At 33.2% G+C, this 16,689-nt stretch carries 18 protein-coding genes; 5 read left to right on the top strand and 13 right to left on the bottom strand.

Annotated elements, in window-relative coordinates; genetic code table 11:
* Nucleotides 1-186: 186 nt before the first annotated feature.
* Nucleotides 187-1,440, bottom strand: a complete 1,254-nt coding sequence (locus tag BM053_RS07155) for an ABC transporter permease (RefSeq protein ID WP_091475591.1) — start codon at nt 1,438-1,440, stop codon at nt 187-189.
* 21 nt (nt 1,441-1,461) lie between these two features.
* Here BM053_RS07155 and BM053_RS07150 point away from each other — a divergent pair, with 21 nt between their 5' ends.
* Nucleotides 1,462-2,679 (top strand): exo-beta-N-acetylmuramidase NamZ family protein, encoded by a 1,218-nt coding sequence (locus BM053_RS07150; protein WP_244148511.1) that lies wholly within the window; start codon nt 1,462-1,464, stop codon nt 2,677-2,679.
* Nucleotides 2,680-2,690: 11 nt separating this feature from the next.
* On the opposite strand, the gene BM053_RS07145 is transcribed toward BM053_RS07150, so the two are convergent.
* Entirely contained in the window at nt 2,691-3,185 is a 495-nt protein-coding gene (locus BM053_RS07145) for a YkgJ family cysteine cluster protein (RefSeq protein WP_091475588.1), read from the bottom strand.
* A 61-nt stretch (nt 3,186-3,246) separates the two neighbouring features.
* Between BM053_RS07145 and BM053_RS07140 the strand changes: the two genes are divergently transcribed.
* A complete protein-coding gene (locus BM053_RS07140) occupies nt 3,247-3,948 on the top strand; it encodes a class I SAM-dependent methyltransferase (RefSeq protein ID WP_091475585.1) in 702 nt (233 codons plus the stop codon).
* 87 nt (nt 3,949-4,035) lie between these two features.
* Here BM053_RS07140 and BM053_RS07135 read toward each other — a convergent pair whose 3' ends face one another.
* From BM053_RS07135 to BM053_RS07080, 11 genes are all read right to left on the bottom strand, one after another.
* The gene (locus BM053_RS07135; RefSeq protein WP_091475582.1) at nt 4,036-5,193 is read right to left on the bottom strand and encodes an aminotransferase class V-fold PLP-dependent enzyme; all 1,158 of its coding nucleotides are present in this window, start codon (nt 5,191-5,193) and stop codon (nt 4,036-4,038) included.
* An 81-nt stretch (nt 5,194-5,274) separates the two neighbouring features.
* On the bottom strand, nt 5,275-5,673 hold the full coding sequence (locus tag BM053_RS07130) for an energy transducer TonB (RefSeq protein WP_091475579.1): 399 nt from the start codon (nt 5,671-5,673) through the stop codon (nt 5,275-5,277).
* A 265-nt stretch (nt 5,674-5,938) separates the two neighbouring features.
* Nucleotides 5,939-6,331, bottom strand: a complete 393-nt coding sequence (locus BM053_RS07125; protein ID WP_091475576.1) for an energy transducer TonB — start codon at nt 6,329-6,331, stop codon at nt 5,939-5,941.
* A gap of 188 nt (nt 6,332-6,519) precedes the next feature.
* Nucleotides 6,520-7,254 carry an energy transducer TonB gene (locus BM053_RS07120; protein WP_091475572.1) on the bottom strand — a complete coding sequence of 245 codons (735 nt, stop codon included), beginning with the start codon at nt 7,252-7,254 and terminating at the stop codon, nt 6,520-6,522.
* Nucleotides 7,255-7,257: 3 nt separating this feature from the next.
* Nucleotides 7,258-7,890, bottom strand: a complete 633-nt coding sequence (locus tag BM053_RS07115) for a 7-carboxy-7-deazaguanine synthase QueE (RefSeq protein WP_091475569.1) — start codon at nt 7,888-7,890, stop codon at nt 7,258-7,260.
* 400 nt (nt 7,891-8,290) lie between these two features.
* Complete coding sequence (locus BM053_RS07110; RefSeq protein WP_091475566.1) at nt 8,291-9,985, bottom strand: tetratricopeptide repeat protein; 1,695 nt, start codon at nt 9,983-9,985, stop codon at nt 8,291-8,293.
* A 15-nt stretch (nt 9,986-10,000) separates the two neighbouring features.
* Nucleotides 10,001-10,912, bottom strand: coding sequence for a PstS family phosphate ABC transporter substrate-binding protein (locus tag BM053_RS07105; protein ID WP_091475563.1), 912 nt, complete (start codon nt 10,910-10,912; stop codon nt 10,001-10,003).
* A gap of 226 nt (nt 10,913-11,138) precedes the next feature.
* Nucleotides 11,139-11,954 (bottom strand): energy transducer TonB, encoded by an 816-nt coding sequence (locus BM053_RS07095; protein ID WP_091475556.1) that lies wholly within the window; start codon nt 11,952-11,954, stop codon nt 11,139-11,141.
* Between the two features lie 25 nt (nt 11,955-11,979).
* Nucleotides 11,980-12,525, bottom strand: a complete 546-nt coding sequence (locus BM053_RS07090; protein ID WP_091475553.1) for an ExbD/TolR family protein — start codon at nt 12,523-12,525, stop codon at nt 11,980-11,982.
* A gap of 18 nt (nt 12,526-12,543) precedes the next feature.
* Nucleotides 12,544-13,158 (bottom strand): ExbD/TolR family protein, encoded by a 615-nt coding sequence (locus BM053_RS07085; RefSeq protein ID WP_091475552.1) that lies wholly within the window; start codon nt 13,156-13,158, stop codon nt 12,544-12,546.
* 66 nt (nt 13,159-13,224) lie between these two features.
* A complete protein-coding gene (locus BM053_RS07080; protein ID WP_091475550.1) occupies nt 13,225-14,043 on the bottom strand; it encodes a MotA/TolQ/ExbB proton channel family protein in 819 nt (272 codons plus the stop codon).
* Between the two features lie 392 nt (nt 14,044-14,435).
* On the opposite strand from BM053_RS07080, the gene BM053_RS07075 reads away from it, so the two are divergent.
* From BM053_RS07075 to BM053_RS07065, 3 genes are read left to right on the top strand one after another with little or no spacing between them, the layout of a single operon-like run.
* Nucleotides 14,436-15,941: a helicase HerA-like domain-containing protein gene (locus BM053_RS07075; RefSeq protein WP_091475548.1), complete on the top strand. Its 1,506-nt coding sequence runs from the start codon at nt 14,436-14,438 to the stop codon at nt 15,939-15,941.
* A 12-nt stretch (nt 15,942-15,953) separates the two neighbouring features.
* Nucleotides 15,954-16,325: a DMT family protein gene (locus BM053_RS07070; protein WP_244148510.1), complete on the top strand. Its 372-nt coding sequence runs from the start codon at nt 15,954-15,956 to the stop codon at nt 16,323-16,325.
* Entirely contained in the window at nt 16,322-16,684 is a 363-nt protein-coding gene (locus BM053_RS07065; protein WP_091475543.1) for a cupin domain-containing protein, read from the top strand. The genes BM053_RS07070 and BM053_RS07065 overlap by 4 nt, the downstream gene beginning before the upstream one ends.
* Nucleotides 16,685-16,689 lie beyond the last annotated feature (5 nt).

The raw sequence follows: 16,689 nt of genomic DNA, 5'->3' as shown, positions 1-16,689 counted from the left end.
ATGAATCAAAACGCGGATTCAAACGGATTTATTATTTTGTGTGGAAATTTTGAATGTGGAAATACCGCCTCGCGTGAGGGATAGTAGTGGAAAGCCCACAGTTTCGTCTTTTGGGACGAGACGAGGACTTGCAACGGATAGCCCGACCCGAGGAGGTACGACGATGGGGCACGCCATAAATAAAATCTAACTAAACTTAATGGCTTTTACCGGAGAGATTTTGGTTATTATATAGGAAGGAATTAGCAAGACTAATAAGCATATTGTGATTGTACCTAAATTTAATAACAAGATTGTACCTAAATTTATATTGACTGGTGCTTGGTTTACATAATAGTTTTCGGGAGGAAGCTTGATTATACCTGTATATTTTTGAATAAGCAATAATCCTATTCCTATGAAATTCCCCCAAAACAGTCCTTTTAGTATTAGATGTGCGGCATTATAAAGGAATATTTTGCGCACGGACCAATTGTTTGCACCTAACGATTTTAGGATTCCTACCATTTGGGTTCGTTCGAGAACTAATACTAATAGTGCTACTACCATATTGATAGTTGAAACTACTATCATAATGACGAGTATGACAATGATATTGAAATCGAATAGTTTGAGCCATTCGAATATGTAATAGTATTTTTGAACTATGGTTTGGGTATCTAGAGTTTTTGAGGCGTCGGTTTTGTTTTGTGAATTGTTGTAAACTTCAGTACCTTTTTCTTCTATTTTGTCGAAATCATTTATAAATACTTCAAAAGCACCGACTTCTGTTGGTTTCCATTTGTTGATTCGTTGTATGTGTCGAATGTCTCCTATTATATAGGTAGCATCGAATTCCTGAAATCCTGAGTTATAAATTCCAACGATTTTGAATACTCGAAGGTTTGGGAGTTTGTTTTCTCCTTCTTTCATAAAGAAAGTATTGCATTTGTCGCCAAGGTTTAATTGTAATCTGTTTGCTAAGTATTCCGATATGAGAATTTCGGAATTAAGTTCAGATTTCAAATTTGGGATTCGACCTTGTACTAAATATTCGCTCAGGTTTTCCCAACGGTATTCTTTTCCTACTCCTTTGAAAACAATTCCTTCAAAAGCTTTTTCGGTTCTAATAATTCCTGCTTTGCTTGCTACGGCCTGAATATGCTGTATTCCTTCTACAGAAGTAAATTTGGGATAAAAATCTTGATTGGTCGATATTGGCGACAAACTAACCTGAGATTGATTGTCATCGAAATTTGAAATAAGTATGTGTCCGTTGAATGCTGCTACTTTTTGGCGTATTTTTTGTTGTAATCCTGTTCCAGTGGCAATAGAAACAATCATCATAATCATACCAATAGCAATTGCGGTTATTGCAATTTTTATAATTGGTGCAGATATACTACTTTTATGATCTTTAGCGTTGGTTAATCTCTTTGCTATGAAATATTCTAAATTCAAACAGTTATGATTTATAAATTGATGTCCAAAAATACAGTTTTATTCCTTTTGATGGTTGTTTTTTCTTGCGGAAGTGCGAATAAATCGAAAGTAGAAAATCAAAATCCGAAAGAAGTAGAAACAGAGATAACAACTCAAAATCCAATTTCTGAATCAAAAATATTGACTGGTGCCGATAATTATACTTCATATTTACCTTTATTAAAAGACAAAAAAATTGGGATTGTAACTAATCAGACTGGAATTTTGACAGACAAAACCCATTTAGTTGATTTTTTATTATCAAAAAAAGTAAATCTGTCGAAAATATTCGCTCCAGAACACGGTTTTCGTGGCACTGCAGATGCTGGCGAACATGTGATTGACGGAAAAGACGCCAAAACCGGATTGTCAATTATTTCGCTTTATGGTGATAACAAAAACCCAAAACCTGAACAATTAGCAGGAATTGACATCATGGTTTTCGATTTGCAAGATGTAGGCGCAAGATTTTACACCTATATATCATCACTACATTATATTATGGAAGCTTGTGCCGAAAATAATATTCAACTCATTATTTTAGACAGACCAAATCCTAACGGAAGCATTGTTGACGGTCCAATTCTTGAAAAAGAATTCACCAGTTTTGTAGGGATGCATCAAATTCCAACATTACACGGAATGACAATTGGCGAATACGGTAAAATGATAAACGGCGAAAAATGGCTCAAAAATGGGATTCAATGCAAACTAACCGTTATTCCTTGTTTGAATTACACGCGAGAAATGGTGTATAGTCTGCCCGCAAAACCATCACCTAATTTACCAAACGACCAATCGATAAATTTATATGCAAGTTTGTGTTTTTTTGAAGGTACAAATGTAAGTGTAGGTCGAGGAACCGAAAAACAGTTTCAAATTTACGGTTCACCTTATTTACCAAAAAGCGATTTTAGCTTTACTCCTATTCCTAATTTTGGAGCAAAAGAACCTGTTTATAAAGACAAAATATGTTACGGAGAAGATTTATCGGCTGTTGCCAAAGTAAAACAATTGGAACTAAAATGGCTTATAAAATCATATCAAACTACTTCAGATAAAACGAAATTTTTCAATTCCTTTTTTACGAAACTCGCCGGAACTAAAAAACTACAGCAACAAATTGAAGCTGGAACATCTGAAACTGAAATTAGAAAAAGCTGGGAAAGCGGATTACTTGCCTTTAAAAAAACGAGAAGTAAATATTTAATATATTAAAAATCTGTCTTTTACAAAGGCATTTTCAGCTTCATTTTCTCCAAAATATTAAATGCAGCAGGACAAATCGCAACGTTTTTTAGAGTCAAATCTGTAATTTGATTGAATTTTTTTCTATCAGTATGCGGGAATTCTCTGCAAGCTTTTGGACGAACATCATATATAAAACAAGAATTGTCTTGGTCTAGAAAATTACAAGGAACAGTTTGCAAAACATAATCTTGGTCTTCGTCCATTCTTAAATACTGGTCAATAAACTGTTGTGGTTTCTGGCGTAAGTGTTTCGAAATACGTTCAATATCGGCACTCGTAAAAAGCGGCCCAGTTGTTTTGCAACAATTAGCACAGTCTAAACAATTGGTTTTCTTAAACTCGGCATCATGCAAATCTTGCATCACATAATCTAAGTTTTTGGGCGGCTTATTTTTTAGCTTTACAAAATACTTTTTGTTTTCTATATGCTTATCTTTGGCTTCTTTAGGAAGTTGTTGTAAAATTTGTTTCAAGTTTAAAGTTTAAAGTTGATCCTGCAAAATTACTCAAATCAAATAAACAAATAACCTTATTATGTTAGATCTTTTCGGAAAAGCCATACTCGATTACCAAACAAATAATTCGCCGGAAGACCTTATTACCGAAACTTCTATTTCCGAAGCCGACGAAATGAGTGTTTCCTATTTGTTTCGATCGTACGCCGAAATGCCAAAACTGGAACAAAAAGCCTTACAACTGGCAAAAGGAAAAGTTCTAGATGTTGGTTGTGGAGCAGGAAGCCATTCGTTATCGCTACAAAACGATCGAAATCTTTCTGTTATTTCGATAGATATTTCCGAAAAAGCGATCGAAGCTTGTCAACTTCGTGGTCTACAAAATGCTCGAGCGGCAAATATTTTGGATATCGAAAACGAAACATTTGACACCATTATTCTATTAATGAACGGAACTGGAATTTTTGGAACATTAACAGAAACTACCAAATATCTTCAGAAGCTAAAATCTCTTTTAAATCCAAATGGACAAATATTAATAGACTCTTCCGACATTATTTATATGTTTGACGATGATGAAGATGGCGGAAAATGGATTCCTTCCAACGGATATTACGGCGAACTGACTTTCACAATTTCATACAAAAATCAAAAAGAAGCTACTTTTCCTTGGTTGTATTTAGATTATAATACACTTCAAAATGCCGCAAACGCAAATGGTTTGCAATGCGAATTGGTTATGGAAGGCGAACATTATGATTATTTAGCGAGACTTTTTTAGGAGCCAATCCCGCTATCCGTTACAATCTTTTACTTTTTAAAGAAAAAAGCAAAAGGATTTCCACTATTATCGGGGCTATTATCAAGACTACACTTCAATCAAACTCGTAGTTTTTATAATATCTTGCAAAGCAGCGTACAAAATATCTAAATCTTCTTGAGAATTGTATGCATTTATAGAATATCTGATATAAAAACTTCCATTAAGCGGCATTACCGGAATTTGAATTTTGTATTTATCATACAACAAATCTTTCAGTTCCTGCGGATTATTGGTTTTTACAGGAATACTTGCCATTTGCCCAAGGAATTCAGAAGTAATAGGGCAAATAGGATTTGTTCCTAGCAAATCACAAAAACGTTGGTAATTATCTAAAACTATTTGTTTGCAATCTTCAGATTTTTGCTTCCAGTTATTGTTTTCTAAAAAACTCACCACAGTTGGTGTACACAAAAAAGCAGAAACGTCGCGAGTTCCTTGCTGTTCGTGATAATCTAAAAACTGACTTTCGCTTGGAGCCAAACTTTCGTAACCCCAACTAACCACTAGCGGATCTAAATCTTCTTGAAATTCTTTTTTTACATACAAAAACGAACTTCCTTTGGGAGCCAACATCCATTTATGCAAAGTTCCTGTATAATAATCTGGATTTAATTCTTGAATATTCAAGTCGATATGTCCCGGAATGTGAGCGCCATCAACAATTGTTATTAATCCTAATTCTTGAGCTTTGTCGCAAATTTCTTTTACAGGAAACAATAAAGAAGTTGCACTTGACATTTGATTGATAAAAATCACTTTAGTTTTTGCTGCATATCCTTTCCAAAATTCCTCCAGAATTTTCTCTTTTGAAATTATAGGCAAAGAAATCTCTTGGCGAATATATTTTATTCCCTTTTTTTTGCAATAGAAATTCCAAGTTCTATCCATCGCACCATATTCGTGATTTGTTGTTAGGATTTCATCTCCTTCTTGCAAATTCAAACTACGCATAATGGTATTAATTGCAAAGGTCGGATTTGGTGTAAAATATAAATCTTGCGCTTCGCAACCCACAAATTCTGCCAAACTTTCTCGAGCCGATTTTAAATATCCACTTAATTTTTTTTGAATAAACTGAACTGGTTCATTTTCCAATTCTAATTGAAATCGCTGAAATTCTTCGAAAACTGATTTTGGACAGGCTCCAAAAGAACCATGATTTAAAAAAGTGATAGTATTGTCGAGTAGGAATTCTGATTTCATTTTTTATAATTTTGAAACTAATTTAAATAAAAAAATCCCATCTGCAATAGCAAATGGGATTCTAAATTATACTTTTTATTTTTATTGTATTTTTATAGGGAAATTGTAAACTACTGCAACAGTTACTCCATTTTGACTACCTGGAGTCCATTTAGGGCATTTTGCCAATACTCTTTTTACTTCTTTCCCAGCGTTACCAACTTCTTTAATAATATTAACTTTACTAATACTTCCATCGACACCTATAACTATACTCACTTCAAGAACACCCGTTGCAACTTCTTCTTCTTCTTCTGTTGCTGGTGCTTGATAATTTTTCATCACAAACTTCATAAACTCGTTTATTCCTCCAGGAAAAACTGGTTTTGTTTGTACCATTTCGTACTGAACTGGTATTTCACTTTTTTGCCTCGTAGCTGTTTGAGACAATAAGATGTTTGTACACACGGTAAAAACAAATAAAATCAAAAATTTTTTCATAACTCATTGTATTTAATCAATTAACAAACATTACCGGGGCGAGTAATTTCTGTACAATGATATATAAATATCGCTAAAGTGCGAAATAAAATCGATGAAATACACGATTTATTTTTTTACATGTAAATATTCCTACGTAAATAACATGAAAAACGCTTTGCTTGCTATCTTAATAAATAGTAACTGACTGAATATTAGAATAATAAAAAAACTCATTCGTTATCACGAATGAGTTTTTTTATTATTCTAATATGAAGATAAATTATTAACTTTTTATAATAATTGGCAATTGAAATGTGACTCTTACTTGTTTTCCATCTCGTTCACCAGGCAACCAATTAGGGGATTTAGCAACTACTCTTTTTGCTTCTGCTCCAGTTCCTGAACCTAAATCATTCAGTATTTTTATTTCAGTAATTTTTCCTGAAACTTCTACAACGAAGCTAACTTTTATAGTTCCTGAAAGCCCTTCTACTTCTGGAGTGACAAAATTTTGACCAATAAATTTCATAAATTCATTATATCCCCCTGGAAATTCAGGTTTTACTTCGGCATCTTCATAATTAATAGGAAGACTTTTAGCGACACTTAATGGCGCTTGTGCAAAAATAAATTGCGCCGCAAGCATAAACATTGCTAGGAGCAGAATTTTTTTCATAATGTGTGGTATTTTAGATTAAATTTTATTCTAAACAAATTCCAAACACAGTTCTTTAAGTTATTTTCATTGGGGCGAAAATAGAGTTTAACATTTTGATTATTAAAACTTTAACAAGTGTATTATAATTATTTTTAATATCGAAATAAAATCGACGAAATGCATATTTTATAGATGAAATAAAAAATTTACTCATGAGCTACAAAATTAATATTTACTGGTAATCGAAAATGACATTTTATTGGTTTGCCGTTTTGCGTTGCAGGACTAAACTTAGGACATTTCTTCATTACTCTACGAGCTTCATTTGCGACGTATTTTCCCAAATTATTAGTTACTTCAATTTCATCTAAAGTCCCATCTTCATTAACAGTAAAACTTATATATATTTTCCCTTTAATATCAACAAAAAGATCTGGTGTCCGAAAATTATCCATGAAATATTTTAAAAACTTACTCTGCCCGCCAGGAAAAGATGGAGTAGGAAAAGATAGCGCTGGTTTTTTATTTATTCCATTTTCTATATTTGAAATTTCTAGTGCTTTTTTTGAAAACTCCATAGGAAGCTTAACATCAAAACTTATTGGTTTGCCTGCTCTTTTTGCTGGTTGCCAACTAGGTGCTGTTTTTATTACTCGAATAATTTCTGTTGCTATTTCTATATAAGAAAACTCTACGATTCTGATATTTTTTATCTCTCCCGTTTCAGAAACAGTAAATGTAAAAACTACTTTTCCTGGCTTGGTCAGTATGCTAGAATTTATATTTTTAATAATGTAATCATGAAATTTTTGAGTTCCTCCACCTTCAAACTTTGCATCGACAGAGTCTCCATTTAAATAAACTTCGTTTCCTACACTAATTTGGGCAATACTAACAAATGGGACTGCGAAAAACCACATTACGATTAAAAAATATTTCATAAATTAAGGAATATTCAAATATTTGTGTGTTTGCAATGACACTCTCCATTTTGGGTTGTTCATTACATAATCGACAATTAGTGGTGTCATTTCTTCTTTTTTGCTCCATTCTGGTTGAAGGAATAGTATCGCATTTTTATTGACTTTTGCGGCTTGCTCTTCGGCAAAAATAAAGTCATGCTTGTTGTAAATAATTACTTTTAACTCATGAGCAATTGCATAAGCGTCTGCTACTGGGAGTTTGTTTTTTTTTGGTGAAAGACAAAACCAATCCCAATTTCCTGTTACTGGATAGGCTCCAGAGGTTTCTATATGTACTTGTAGGTTTTCTGCTTTTAGTTTTTGGGTTAAAACTGTCATATCCCAAGTGAGCGGTTCTCCTCCTGTTACGACAATGGTTTTTGCGTATTTTTTTGCGTTTCCGACAATGATGTCTGTTTTTGTTGGCGGATGCAATGCTGCGTTCCAACTTTCTTTTACGTCGCACCAATGGCAACCTACATCGCAACCGCCTATTCGGATAAAATATGCTGCTGTTCCTGTGTGGTATCCTTCTCCTTGTATGGTGTAGAATTCTTCCATAAGTGGAAGCATTTCTCCTTTTTCGACGGCAATTTGTATTTCTTTTGTAAGCATTGTATATATATAATTTGCAAAGATAGTGTTTTCGGTTATTTGTTTATTGGGTTATTTGTTTATTGGGTTATTTGTTTAGATTTATTTTTTGAACCATATAAGGCATTTAAGTTGAATTATTGTCTTCCTGAGCGGAGTTGAAGGACAAGAATGGTTTCGACTCCGCTCAACCTAAAAAAAAGAACAATAGTGTTTTCAAAGATAAAATGGTATAACTCCTGATAAAAAACAAAAATCTTAAATAGCCCCGATAGAGCCGATATCCTCTTCTCTCATTTTTTTTCGAGAGGAGAGATAAAGGCGAAAGCGGGAATGTATTTGCCAAAAATGCCTGAAACTTTCGCTCATAAAAAAACCGTCTTACTTATTAGGTAGACGGTTTTTAGAAAATCTTAGTTTACTATTTCAGTGATTTCTGAATGCTTAAACTATCTGAGTTTGTTGGCTCGATAGCTAACGCTTTTGTGATATATTCGGTAGCTTTTACTTTGTCCTTTTTGTAATGTAAAGCTAAATTTTGATAAGCTTCTACAAATTTTGTTTTGTTTGATGACTTCTCTACTTCGGCAGTTCCTTTTTCGGTTACTACTCGAATATAGTCTGCGTAGCTTTTTGCCATTTGTTCTTCTGCTACTGCATCGTTTTGCAATAAACTATTTACTCGCGCTCTGTATATATATGCATCTTGGGTTGTTGGCGAAGCAACTGTAACGTTATCGAATGCTTTGTCTGCTTTTTTCAGTGCTACAACGTTCATTTTTGCTGCATCTTTACCTGAATTATCGAAATATAAAGCATACCCTAAATAAAAATTATCGTATAAATAATTTTTAGAATTTGGGTTAGATGTTGCTACTTCGTATATATCTGCTGCATATTTGTATAATTTTTGTTCGAAATATATTTTACCAATATCGTTCAAATCGTTTGCCATTGGCTTGTCTAAATCGACCGCTTTGCGAAGATTAGCTACTGCAGTTTGAAACAAAACATCATTGATTACTGATTTTGCCTCTGGTGTTGCTGGTGCTGGTGTCGCTTTTTTTAGTTCTGCTAAACCTAAATACAAATAATCACGGCCAATAATTTTGTTTTTGGGATTTGTTGTATAATCTGTTAATGCTTGTATTGCTCCGTCAAAATTTCCATTTTCGTATAAAGCATAACCTAAATAACGCAAGATTCTTGGGTTTACATTATCTAATTTTTTCATTGCTTCAGCTTCTTTTTCAAGTGCTTTGTAATCTTTTGCTAAGATTAAAAATTCTGCGTGACGAAAACGTGATGCTAATGAATAATCCGTTAGACTCATGTATTTTTCGTAATATTCTAATCCTTTTGCGGTGTACTCTTTGTATTTTGTTTTGTCGTTAGCTCCCCATTGGTAATACGTTTCAGCTAATTCGCGATATACTGGTCCGTAATTTGGGTTGATTGCAACTACACCATCGAATGCAGATTTTGCTTCTGGAAATGCTTTTGCTCCTTTTAGCAAAACACCCAATTGCATCTTTGCTTTTAGTAAAGTTGGATCTGCTTCGAATGCATTTCTATAAGCTGCATAAGCGTCATTTTGATTTCTATCTCCATAATAAGCATCACCCAATGCCATTTGAATTTGTGCATCATTAGGATTTATAGCTTTTGCTTTTGTTAAGTTAGCAATTGCTTTTTTGAAATCTGGTTTTTCAGCATTTGTAAATGCTTTTCCAATATAAATAAATTGTTCAATATCTTTCTTTTTAATATCTTTTGTAGCTTGATCAAAGTTAAATTGAGCTGCTTCAGTATTACCACTATTCAAATCTAATTGTCCTAGACCAATATAATTAAAACTTGCAAATTCTTTAGCAGTTAATCCTTTTTGAAAAAACATTTTAGCAGAATCTTGTTGACTTTGTTGCAAATAAACATTACCCAACAAAAAAGCAATTTTTCCGTTATCTGGTTTTGCTTGTATTCCGGCTTTTAAAATAGATTTTGCTTTTTCATACTGCTCAGCATCGATAGCTTTTTTAGCCAATTCAACTTCTTGTGCGTAAGTAGAAAACCCAAAGGCTACTAATGCAATGCTGAAAAATTTAACTTTATTCATTTTATTATGTATTTATTATTTTTTATTTATTTCTTTTCGGATTTTAATATTCCTGTTTGGTATTTTAGCAGGAACAAGTCCTGATTTCAAAATAATACGTTGTCCTATTTCTCCTGCAACAAAGGAAGCAAAACCCATGCCTAAACCTGGGAAAGGTTGATAATTTAACATTTTTATTTCTCTAGTAAGTGGATACAAGCCGCTTGCTATATGGTCTTGGCTTGGCTTTACGAAAGTTCCAGTTTTTAAAGATTTAACACTTAATACTTTAACATCCTCTATCGTTTCTCGCATTATTGGCGATGGTTGTGACAACCAATTTACCCCAACAATACCTACCATTCCTTCGTTTTTAGCTACAAACTGAATAACTTCATTATTGGTTTGAAAAGAAAATATTTTTTCTTTTGGCAAAACATTAATTTTTGCTAATTCTTTAATATAACGAACGGTACTCGAATTTGGATTATCGAAAACTAAGCCTTTGAAATCACTTTGATTTTTTCCTTGCACAAAAGTAATTACTTTTTCTAAATCGATGATTGTATCATTGTTATTTTTATGTGAAATAAAAGCAATAGCATCGGTTGCGAGTGGTGTTATTTTAGGAATTATTTTTTTTATTTTAAAAATTTCAGCTTCATTTGTTGTTAATTCTCTAGACAAAATAGCTAGTTGCTGTTTGTTTTTAGACAATAGTTGTACAATTTCTGATTCCGATTTTCCAACCAATGTAATTGTTGCGTTGTATTGATTTTCGAAAACTTGTTTTTGGTCTTCTATTACAGGAAGTAGCGTTTCATCTACAAGAATAGTAACTTTTCCTTTTAGGATAGTTTCTTCTTCTTGATTTTTTGATTTTTTATCGCATGAAAATACAACTACAAACAAGCAACTTATTAATACTAATAAACTAGTTTTTCTCATGATTATGATTTTTGAAAGAAACGAATGAATCGCAAAAAAGCATATACAATAACTATAACACCTAACGCAATTCTGTAACCATTAGACATATTAAGAGGGAAGTCTTTCCAGAAGATTACCGCCAAGCCAAAGGCGAGATACAAACAAAAAAACAATATTCCTATAACGAGAAGAAATCGCTCTTTGAGCGATTTCTTCTGGGTATTATTTAAGCTATTATTGTGCATTATTCTCCTGCTGTTATAGTAAGATTTATTGGCAATATAAAATTAGTTCTAACTGGCTTTCCGTTTTGAATACCTGGAGTCCATTTAGGCCCTTTACGAAGCACTCTTATCGCTTCCTCTTTAGTTCCGTAACCTAAATCTCTAATTACTTGAATGTCTGTTAAAGTTCCGTCTTTTTCGACAACAAACTTCACAATCACTTTCCCAGTAAGATCAGAGTTTAATTTACTTGCTATATCCTCAGTATTAAAATTCTTTTTAATAAAACCTCCAAATTTATCCATACCACCTGGATAACCTGGCTGTACTTCGATACCTGCAGAATTGTAAATAGTATTGTCTACAATTTCAGCACCTTGGTCACCGTCTCCTGTTGGCTGATCGATTACAATTTTTGCATTTGGATCTCCTTTTTGATCTTTTTCAGAAATAGTTTTATCTTTAAGCTCTTCAATAGTCTTAATTTCCTCTACTACTTTTTCTTTTGGCACAACTTTAGGAGCAACGAATTTTACTTCATCAATCTTAGGTTTTGGTGGCTCTGGAGGTGGTGGTGGTGGTTTTATAATGTCTTTTGGTTTCTCAATATCTACCAAGACTACTTTTTCGTCTAGTGTGTTTTTAGCTTCGCTATCTGGAAGCATATCGAGAAGTAATGGCAAGCCTAAAGCCAAGGCAAAAACAACGGCACCGCCTATTAATGCTTTGATAGAAGTTTTAGGATTCTCTTTACGCAACTCATAAGCACCATACTTTTTGTTACGCCCTTCGAAAACTAAATCTAACCATTGTGATTTGAATATATCTAATTTCATCTTATTATTATTTTGGTTAAAAAACCTATTCTTTATCTAACAAAGCCACTTCCTCTTTTGTAATATCTACAATAGCATAAGTTTTTACTTTACAAATAGCCATTTCGTCAAGAATATCAACTAAATTACTGTAAGTTGATTTTTCACTTGGCTTAATGATCACAATTAATCCTTTTTTAGGATCTCCAGTTTCCTCAACCACAGATTTAACTCTAGCTAAAATTTCTTTACGAATTCCTTCTTTACCATAAGTCACTTGCTCTGGACCAGCTAAAGGAGTTACAAATTGCCCTAAATACCATTTCACTTTATTGTTTTCTCCTAAAAGAACAGTTAAAGATCTATTATCAGCGACATCTATTGTTTGTTTTTTTGTTGGATCTTCCTCCTTATCAGGCATACCCAAATCCATAGATTGAGGTTTATTTAGCGAAGTCGTAAGCATAAAGAACGTGATTAATAAGAAAGCCAAATCTACCATTGCAGTTAAGTCTACACGTGAGTTTCCTTTTTTACTTCTTACTTTCTTATCACCTTTTCCACCGCCGTCGCCAGTATTTAATTCTGCCATCGTTGTATTTTTTAAATATTAAAAATCTTCCCCACGTAATCCAGTAACTAGGTTAAACTGGTTTATTTTTTGGTCTTGTAAAATATCCATCACTTTTTTGATTTGAGGATATTCTTGTTTAGCATCACCTTTTATCGCTACTTTAAGTTGCACACCTGCAATCTCATTTGTAGCAAGTCTTGCATTATAAATCCATTCTTTCAACTGATTATCTAAAGAGTCTTTAGGAATCCCTGATTGCAAGTTTTTCTGATTTCTTTCGGCACTACTCTTAGCAATTAGACTTTTTAGTTGTGACATTGGCACACCAAAAGCATCCATTTGCGAGAATTTTTTCATTTCTTCTGGAGTAAATGTCATACCATATTTAGTACCCATTAGCTCTAGTGTTCTTTTTCTAACATCTTTTCCTGTCACTCCAAAGAAAACTTTACCGTTACCTACTGTTAACATTGCTAAATCTTTTTCAGGCAATTTTGTTTGCACTGTAGAACTAGGCGTATCAACTGGTAATGGCTCTGGTTGCTTTGCTGTAGCGGTCAAGATAAAGAAAGTTAGCAAAAGGAAGGCTACGTCACACATTGCTGTCATGTCGATAGCGGCTGCCTTTTTTTGCGATTTTGCTTTAGCCATAATTTTATTTTTAAATATAACGAAGAAAGAAGATTATTCTTCTCTCATCGTTACACTATTTTGATATTATTTTACACTTCCTTTGAAACGTCTGTAAGTATTCACGATAGTATTTGCAGCTTCGTCGATAGAATAAGTTAACGTGTCAATTTTTGAAGTAAAGAAGTTATATACTACAATTGCTAATGCAGAAGTTGCAATACCTGTAGCAGTATTAATAAGCGCTTCAGAGATACCATTTGCTAATTCAGCAGAATCTGCTCCACCACCACCTGCTAATCCAGCAAATGCTTTAATCATACCCGTTACAGTTCCTAAAAGACCTGCAAGAGTTCCTAAAGATACTAATGTAGAAATGATTGTTAAATTTTTCTCTAACATTGGCATTTCAAGAGAAGTAACTTCTTCTATTTCTTTGTGAATAGTTTCTGTAGCCTCTTCGCTGCTAAAACCTTCCGCTTTTACTGCTTGGTATTTTACCAAACCAGCTTTTATTGTATTTGCAACTGATCCTTTTTGTTTGTCGCAAGCATCGATAGCTCCGTCAATATCTCCAGAAGTAACACTTGCTTGAACTTTTTTCATAAATGTATCTAAATTTCCTTTTCCAGCAGCTTTAGATATAACCATAAATCTTTCGATTCCAAAAACAACAACCATTAACAATAATCCCATCAAAACAGGTACAATAGGACCTCCATTATAAACCATCGCACGGTAGTTTCCTGGCAGTGGCGTTCCTCCTGATATTCCTCCAGCAAAATTTGCACCAGAACCCATCACGAATTTCCAAACTAAAATCCCAACTACAATACATGATACGATAACAATTCCTGAGAACACATCTCCTCCGTTTGAACTACTTTCTTTTTTAACGTTTGCCATTTTTCTAAAATTTAAATTTTCTTTAATTGATTATAATTTCTTTTGTAATTATTAAATAGTGAACGCAAATTTAATTTTTTAGTTCTAATAAAAAAACTTTTTTCAAACTTTCTAATGAATAATAACAATAATAATGCATTGAAAATATTTTAAAAAAAACATTAAACGCAAAATACCCTCAAAAACAAACTGATTATTAACTATTTAATAGCAAACACTCTTGTTTTCTATGATAATCACAAGATCTGCAAAAAAATAATATGTTTTAGATAATTTACAGAAAAAGCCGATACTTTACAAATAACAGCAAAAATTAAGCCATTTTTAAAGATAAAAATAAGCCTTTTATTAAACGAAAAAATTAATAACTTGCACTCCTATAAACATATATAATGAGTACCGTAGAAAATTTTAAAACCCAAATAACCGAAGGTTACACTTGCAAAGGCGAAAGTATTGTTCTTGGTGGTGCCATGCTAGACGGCGAAGCTTTAGATTTGCATGTTACAATCCCACTAAAAACCCTAAACCGCCACGGATTAATTGCCGGAGCAACAGGAACTGGAAAAACAAAAACCATTCAGGTATTATCTGAGCAATTGTCACAAAAAGGTATTCCAGTATTAATGATGGATATAAAAGGTGATTTTTCGGGTGTTGCAAAAGCGGGTGAAGAAAAACCATTTATCACAGAAAGACATACTAAAATAAATATTCCGTTTTCGCCAAAAGCTTTTTCGGTAGAGTTATTATCCCTTTCAGAACAAGACGGCGTTCGTTTGCGAGCTACAGTTTCGGAATTTGGTCCTGTTTTGTTTTCTAGAATTTTAGATTTGAATGACACGCAATCTGGAGTAATATCAGTGATTTTCAAATATTGTGACGACAAAAAAATGCCTCTTTTAGATTTGAAAGACATCAAAAAAGTCATGAATTATATTACCGAAGAAGGAAAAGACGAAATCTCCGAAGAATACGGGAAAATTTCGACCTCAACAACGGGAACTATTTTAAGAAAAATTATCGAACTCGAACAACAAGGCGCGACTACATTCTTTGGTGAAAAATCTTTCGAAATAGATGATTTGATGCGTATTGACGAAAATGGACAAGGTTATATAAATATTGTTCGATTGACCGACATTCAAGACAAACCCAAATTATTTTCGACATTTATGTTGAATCTTTTGGCAGAAATATACCAACAAATGCCAGAAAAAGGAGATGTAGACCAACCAGAATTGGTTATTTTTATTGATGAAGCGCACCTTATATTTAATGAAGCAAGTAAAACTTTGCTCGACCAGATAGAAACCATCATCAAATTAATTCGTTCTAAAGGTGTTGGCGTATATTTTATTACCCAAAATCCTATGGATATTCCAAAAGGTGTTTTGGCACAATTGGGATTGAAAATTCAGCATGCATTAAGAGCTTTTACAGCCAATGACCGACAAGCGATAAACCAAACTTCCGATAATTATCCAACTTCCGAATTTTATAAAACCGAAGAGTTATTAACTTCCCTAGGAATTGGGGAAGCATTAGTAACCGCTTTAAACGAAAAAGGAATTCCTACACCGTTAGCCGCAACTATGATGCGTGCGCCAGAAAGTAGAATGGATATTTTGACCGAAGATGAAATTGCTACAATAAATACGAAGTCGAAATTAGTCGCAAAATATGCCGAAGAATTAGACAGAGAAAGCGCTTATGAGATGCTGACTAAAAAAATTGAAGCTATCTCGGAAGAAATTTCCGAAAAAGAAGAAGAAAGACGAGAAAGCAAAGAGCCTGGAATGGGAGAAGTTGTTGGAAAATCAGTTTTGAAAGTCGTTACAAGTGCGAGTTTTATAAGAGGTGCATTTAGTGTTTTGATGAAGGTTTTGAAACGTTAGTAATTGCGAGAAATGATGAAAGGTTACATTACAATAGGATTACTCATTTTGTCTAACATTTTTATGACGTTGGCTTGGTATGGTCATTTAAAATTTAAAGAACTAAAATGGTTTGAAAATGCTGGATTAATTACCATTGTTCTGATAAGTTGGGGATTGGCCTTGTTTGAATATTGTTTTCAGGTTCCCGCCAACAGAATTGGTTATGAAGGTAATGGAGGTCCGTTTAACTTAATGCAACTTAAAGTCATTCAGGAAGTAATAACTTTAGTTGTTTTTGTGGTTTTTTCGATGATTTTCTTCAAAAATGAAACCTTTAGATGGAATCATGCTATCGGATTTTGTTTCTTAATTTTAGCTGTTTATTTTATTTTTAAAAAATGAAAAAGTATTTTATCCAAAAATCACCTTTTGTAGTTCCTACAACTGACGGAAAACTCATTGAAGAACATCACGGAAAAGCCACAACTGGCAATTCTGAAATTTCAATCGCGCACATGATTGCTCCTTCTGGTTGGAGTGAACCTTTTCAAACACCAGAATTTGATGAGTATACTTATATAATTTCAGGCAAAAAACAATTTATTATTGAAGATGAAATTGTAATTCTAGAAGGCGGACAATCTATAAAAATAGAAAAAAATACACGAGTTCAATATTCGAATCCTTTTGATGAAGTTTGCGAATATATTGCAATTTGCACTCCTGCTTTCGATTTCACGAAAGTGCATCGGGAAGATTAATTAAC

Source organism: Flavobacterium swingsii (assembly GCF_900111965.1).
Lineage (GTDB): Bacteria > Bacteroidota > Bacteroidia > Flavobacteriales > Flavobacteriaceae > Flavobacterium > Flavobacterium swingsii.
The sequence above is the reverse complement of the archived record's forward strand: the minus strand, read 5'-3'. Positions and strand labels throughout refer to the sequence as shown.

What these genes read in the sequence shown, in the direction of transcription:
- BM053_RS07150 (WP_244148511.1), top strand. Translation starts at nt 1,462, where the DNA reads ATGTCCAAAAATACAGTTTTATTCCTTTTGATGGTTGTTTTTTCTTGC.
- BM053_RS07140 (WP_091475585.1), top strand. Translation starts at nt 3,247, where the DNA reads ATGTTAGATCTTTTCGGAAAAGCCATACTCGATTACCAAACAAATAAT.
- BM053_RS07135 (WP_091475582.1), bottom strand. Translation starts at nt 5,193, where the DNA reads ATGAAATCAGAATTCCTACTCGACAATACTATCACTTTTTTAAATCAT.
- BM053_RS07130 (WP_091475579.1), bottom strand. Translation starts at nt 5,673, where the DNA reads ATGAAAAAATTTTTGATTTTATTTGTTTTTACCGTGTGTACAAACATC.
- BM053_RS07125 (WP_091475576.1), bottom strand. Translation starts at nt 6,331, where the DNA reads ATGAAAAAAATTCTGCTCCTAGCAATGTTTATGCTTGCGGCGCAATTT.
- BM053_RS07120 (WP_091475572.1), bottom strand. Translation starts at nt 7,254, where the DNA reads ATGAAATATTTTTTAATCGTAATGTGGTTTTTCGCAGTCCCATTTGTT.
- BM053_RS07115 (WP_091475569.1), bottom strand. Translation starts at nt 7,890, where the DNA reads ATGCTTACAAAAGAAATACAAATTGCCGTCGAAAAAGGAGAAATGCTT.
- BM053_RS07110 (WP_091475566.1), bottom strand. Translation starts at nt 9,985, where the DNA reads ATGAATAAAGTTAAATTTTTCAGCATTGCATTAGTAGCCTTTGGGTTT.
- BM053_RS07105 (WP_091475563.1), bottom strand. Translation starts at nt 10,912, where the DNA reads ATGAGAAAAACTAGTTTATTAGTATTAATAAGTTGCTTGTTTGTAGTT.
- BM053_RS07095 (WP_091475556.1), bottom strand. Translation starts at nt 11,954, where the DNA reads ATGAAATTAGATATATTCAAATCACAATGGTTAGATTTAGTTTTCGAA.
- BM053_RS07090 (WP_091475553.1), bottom strand. Translation starts at nt 12,525, where the DNA reads ATGGCAGAATTAAATACTGGCGACGGCGGTGGAAAAGGTGATAAGAAA.
- BM053_RS07085 (WP_091475552.1), bottom strand. Translation starts at nt 13,158, where the DNA reads ATGGCTAAAGCAAAATCGCAAAAAAAGGCAGCCGCTATCGACATGACA.
- BM053_RS07080 (WP_091475550.1), bottom strand. Translation starts at nt 14,043, where the DNA reads ATGGCAAACGTTAAAAAAGAAAGTAGTTCAAACGGAGGAGATGTGTTC.
- BM053_RS07075 (WP_091475548.1), top strand. Translation starts at nt 14,436, where the DNA reads ATGAGTACCGTAGAAAATTTTAAAACCCAAATAACCGAAGGTTACACT.
- BM053_RS07070 (WP_244148510.1), top strand. Translation starts at nt 15,954, where the DNA reads ATGATGAAAGGTTACATTACAATAGGATTACTCATTTTGTCTAACATT.
- BM053_RS07065 (WP_091475543.1), top strand. Translation starts at nt 16,322, where the DNA reads ATGAAAAAGTATTTTATCCAAAAATCACCTTTTGTAGTTCCTACAACT.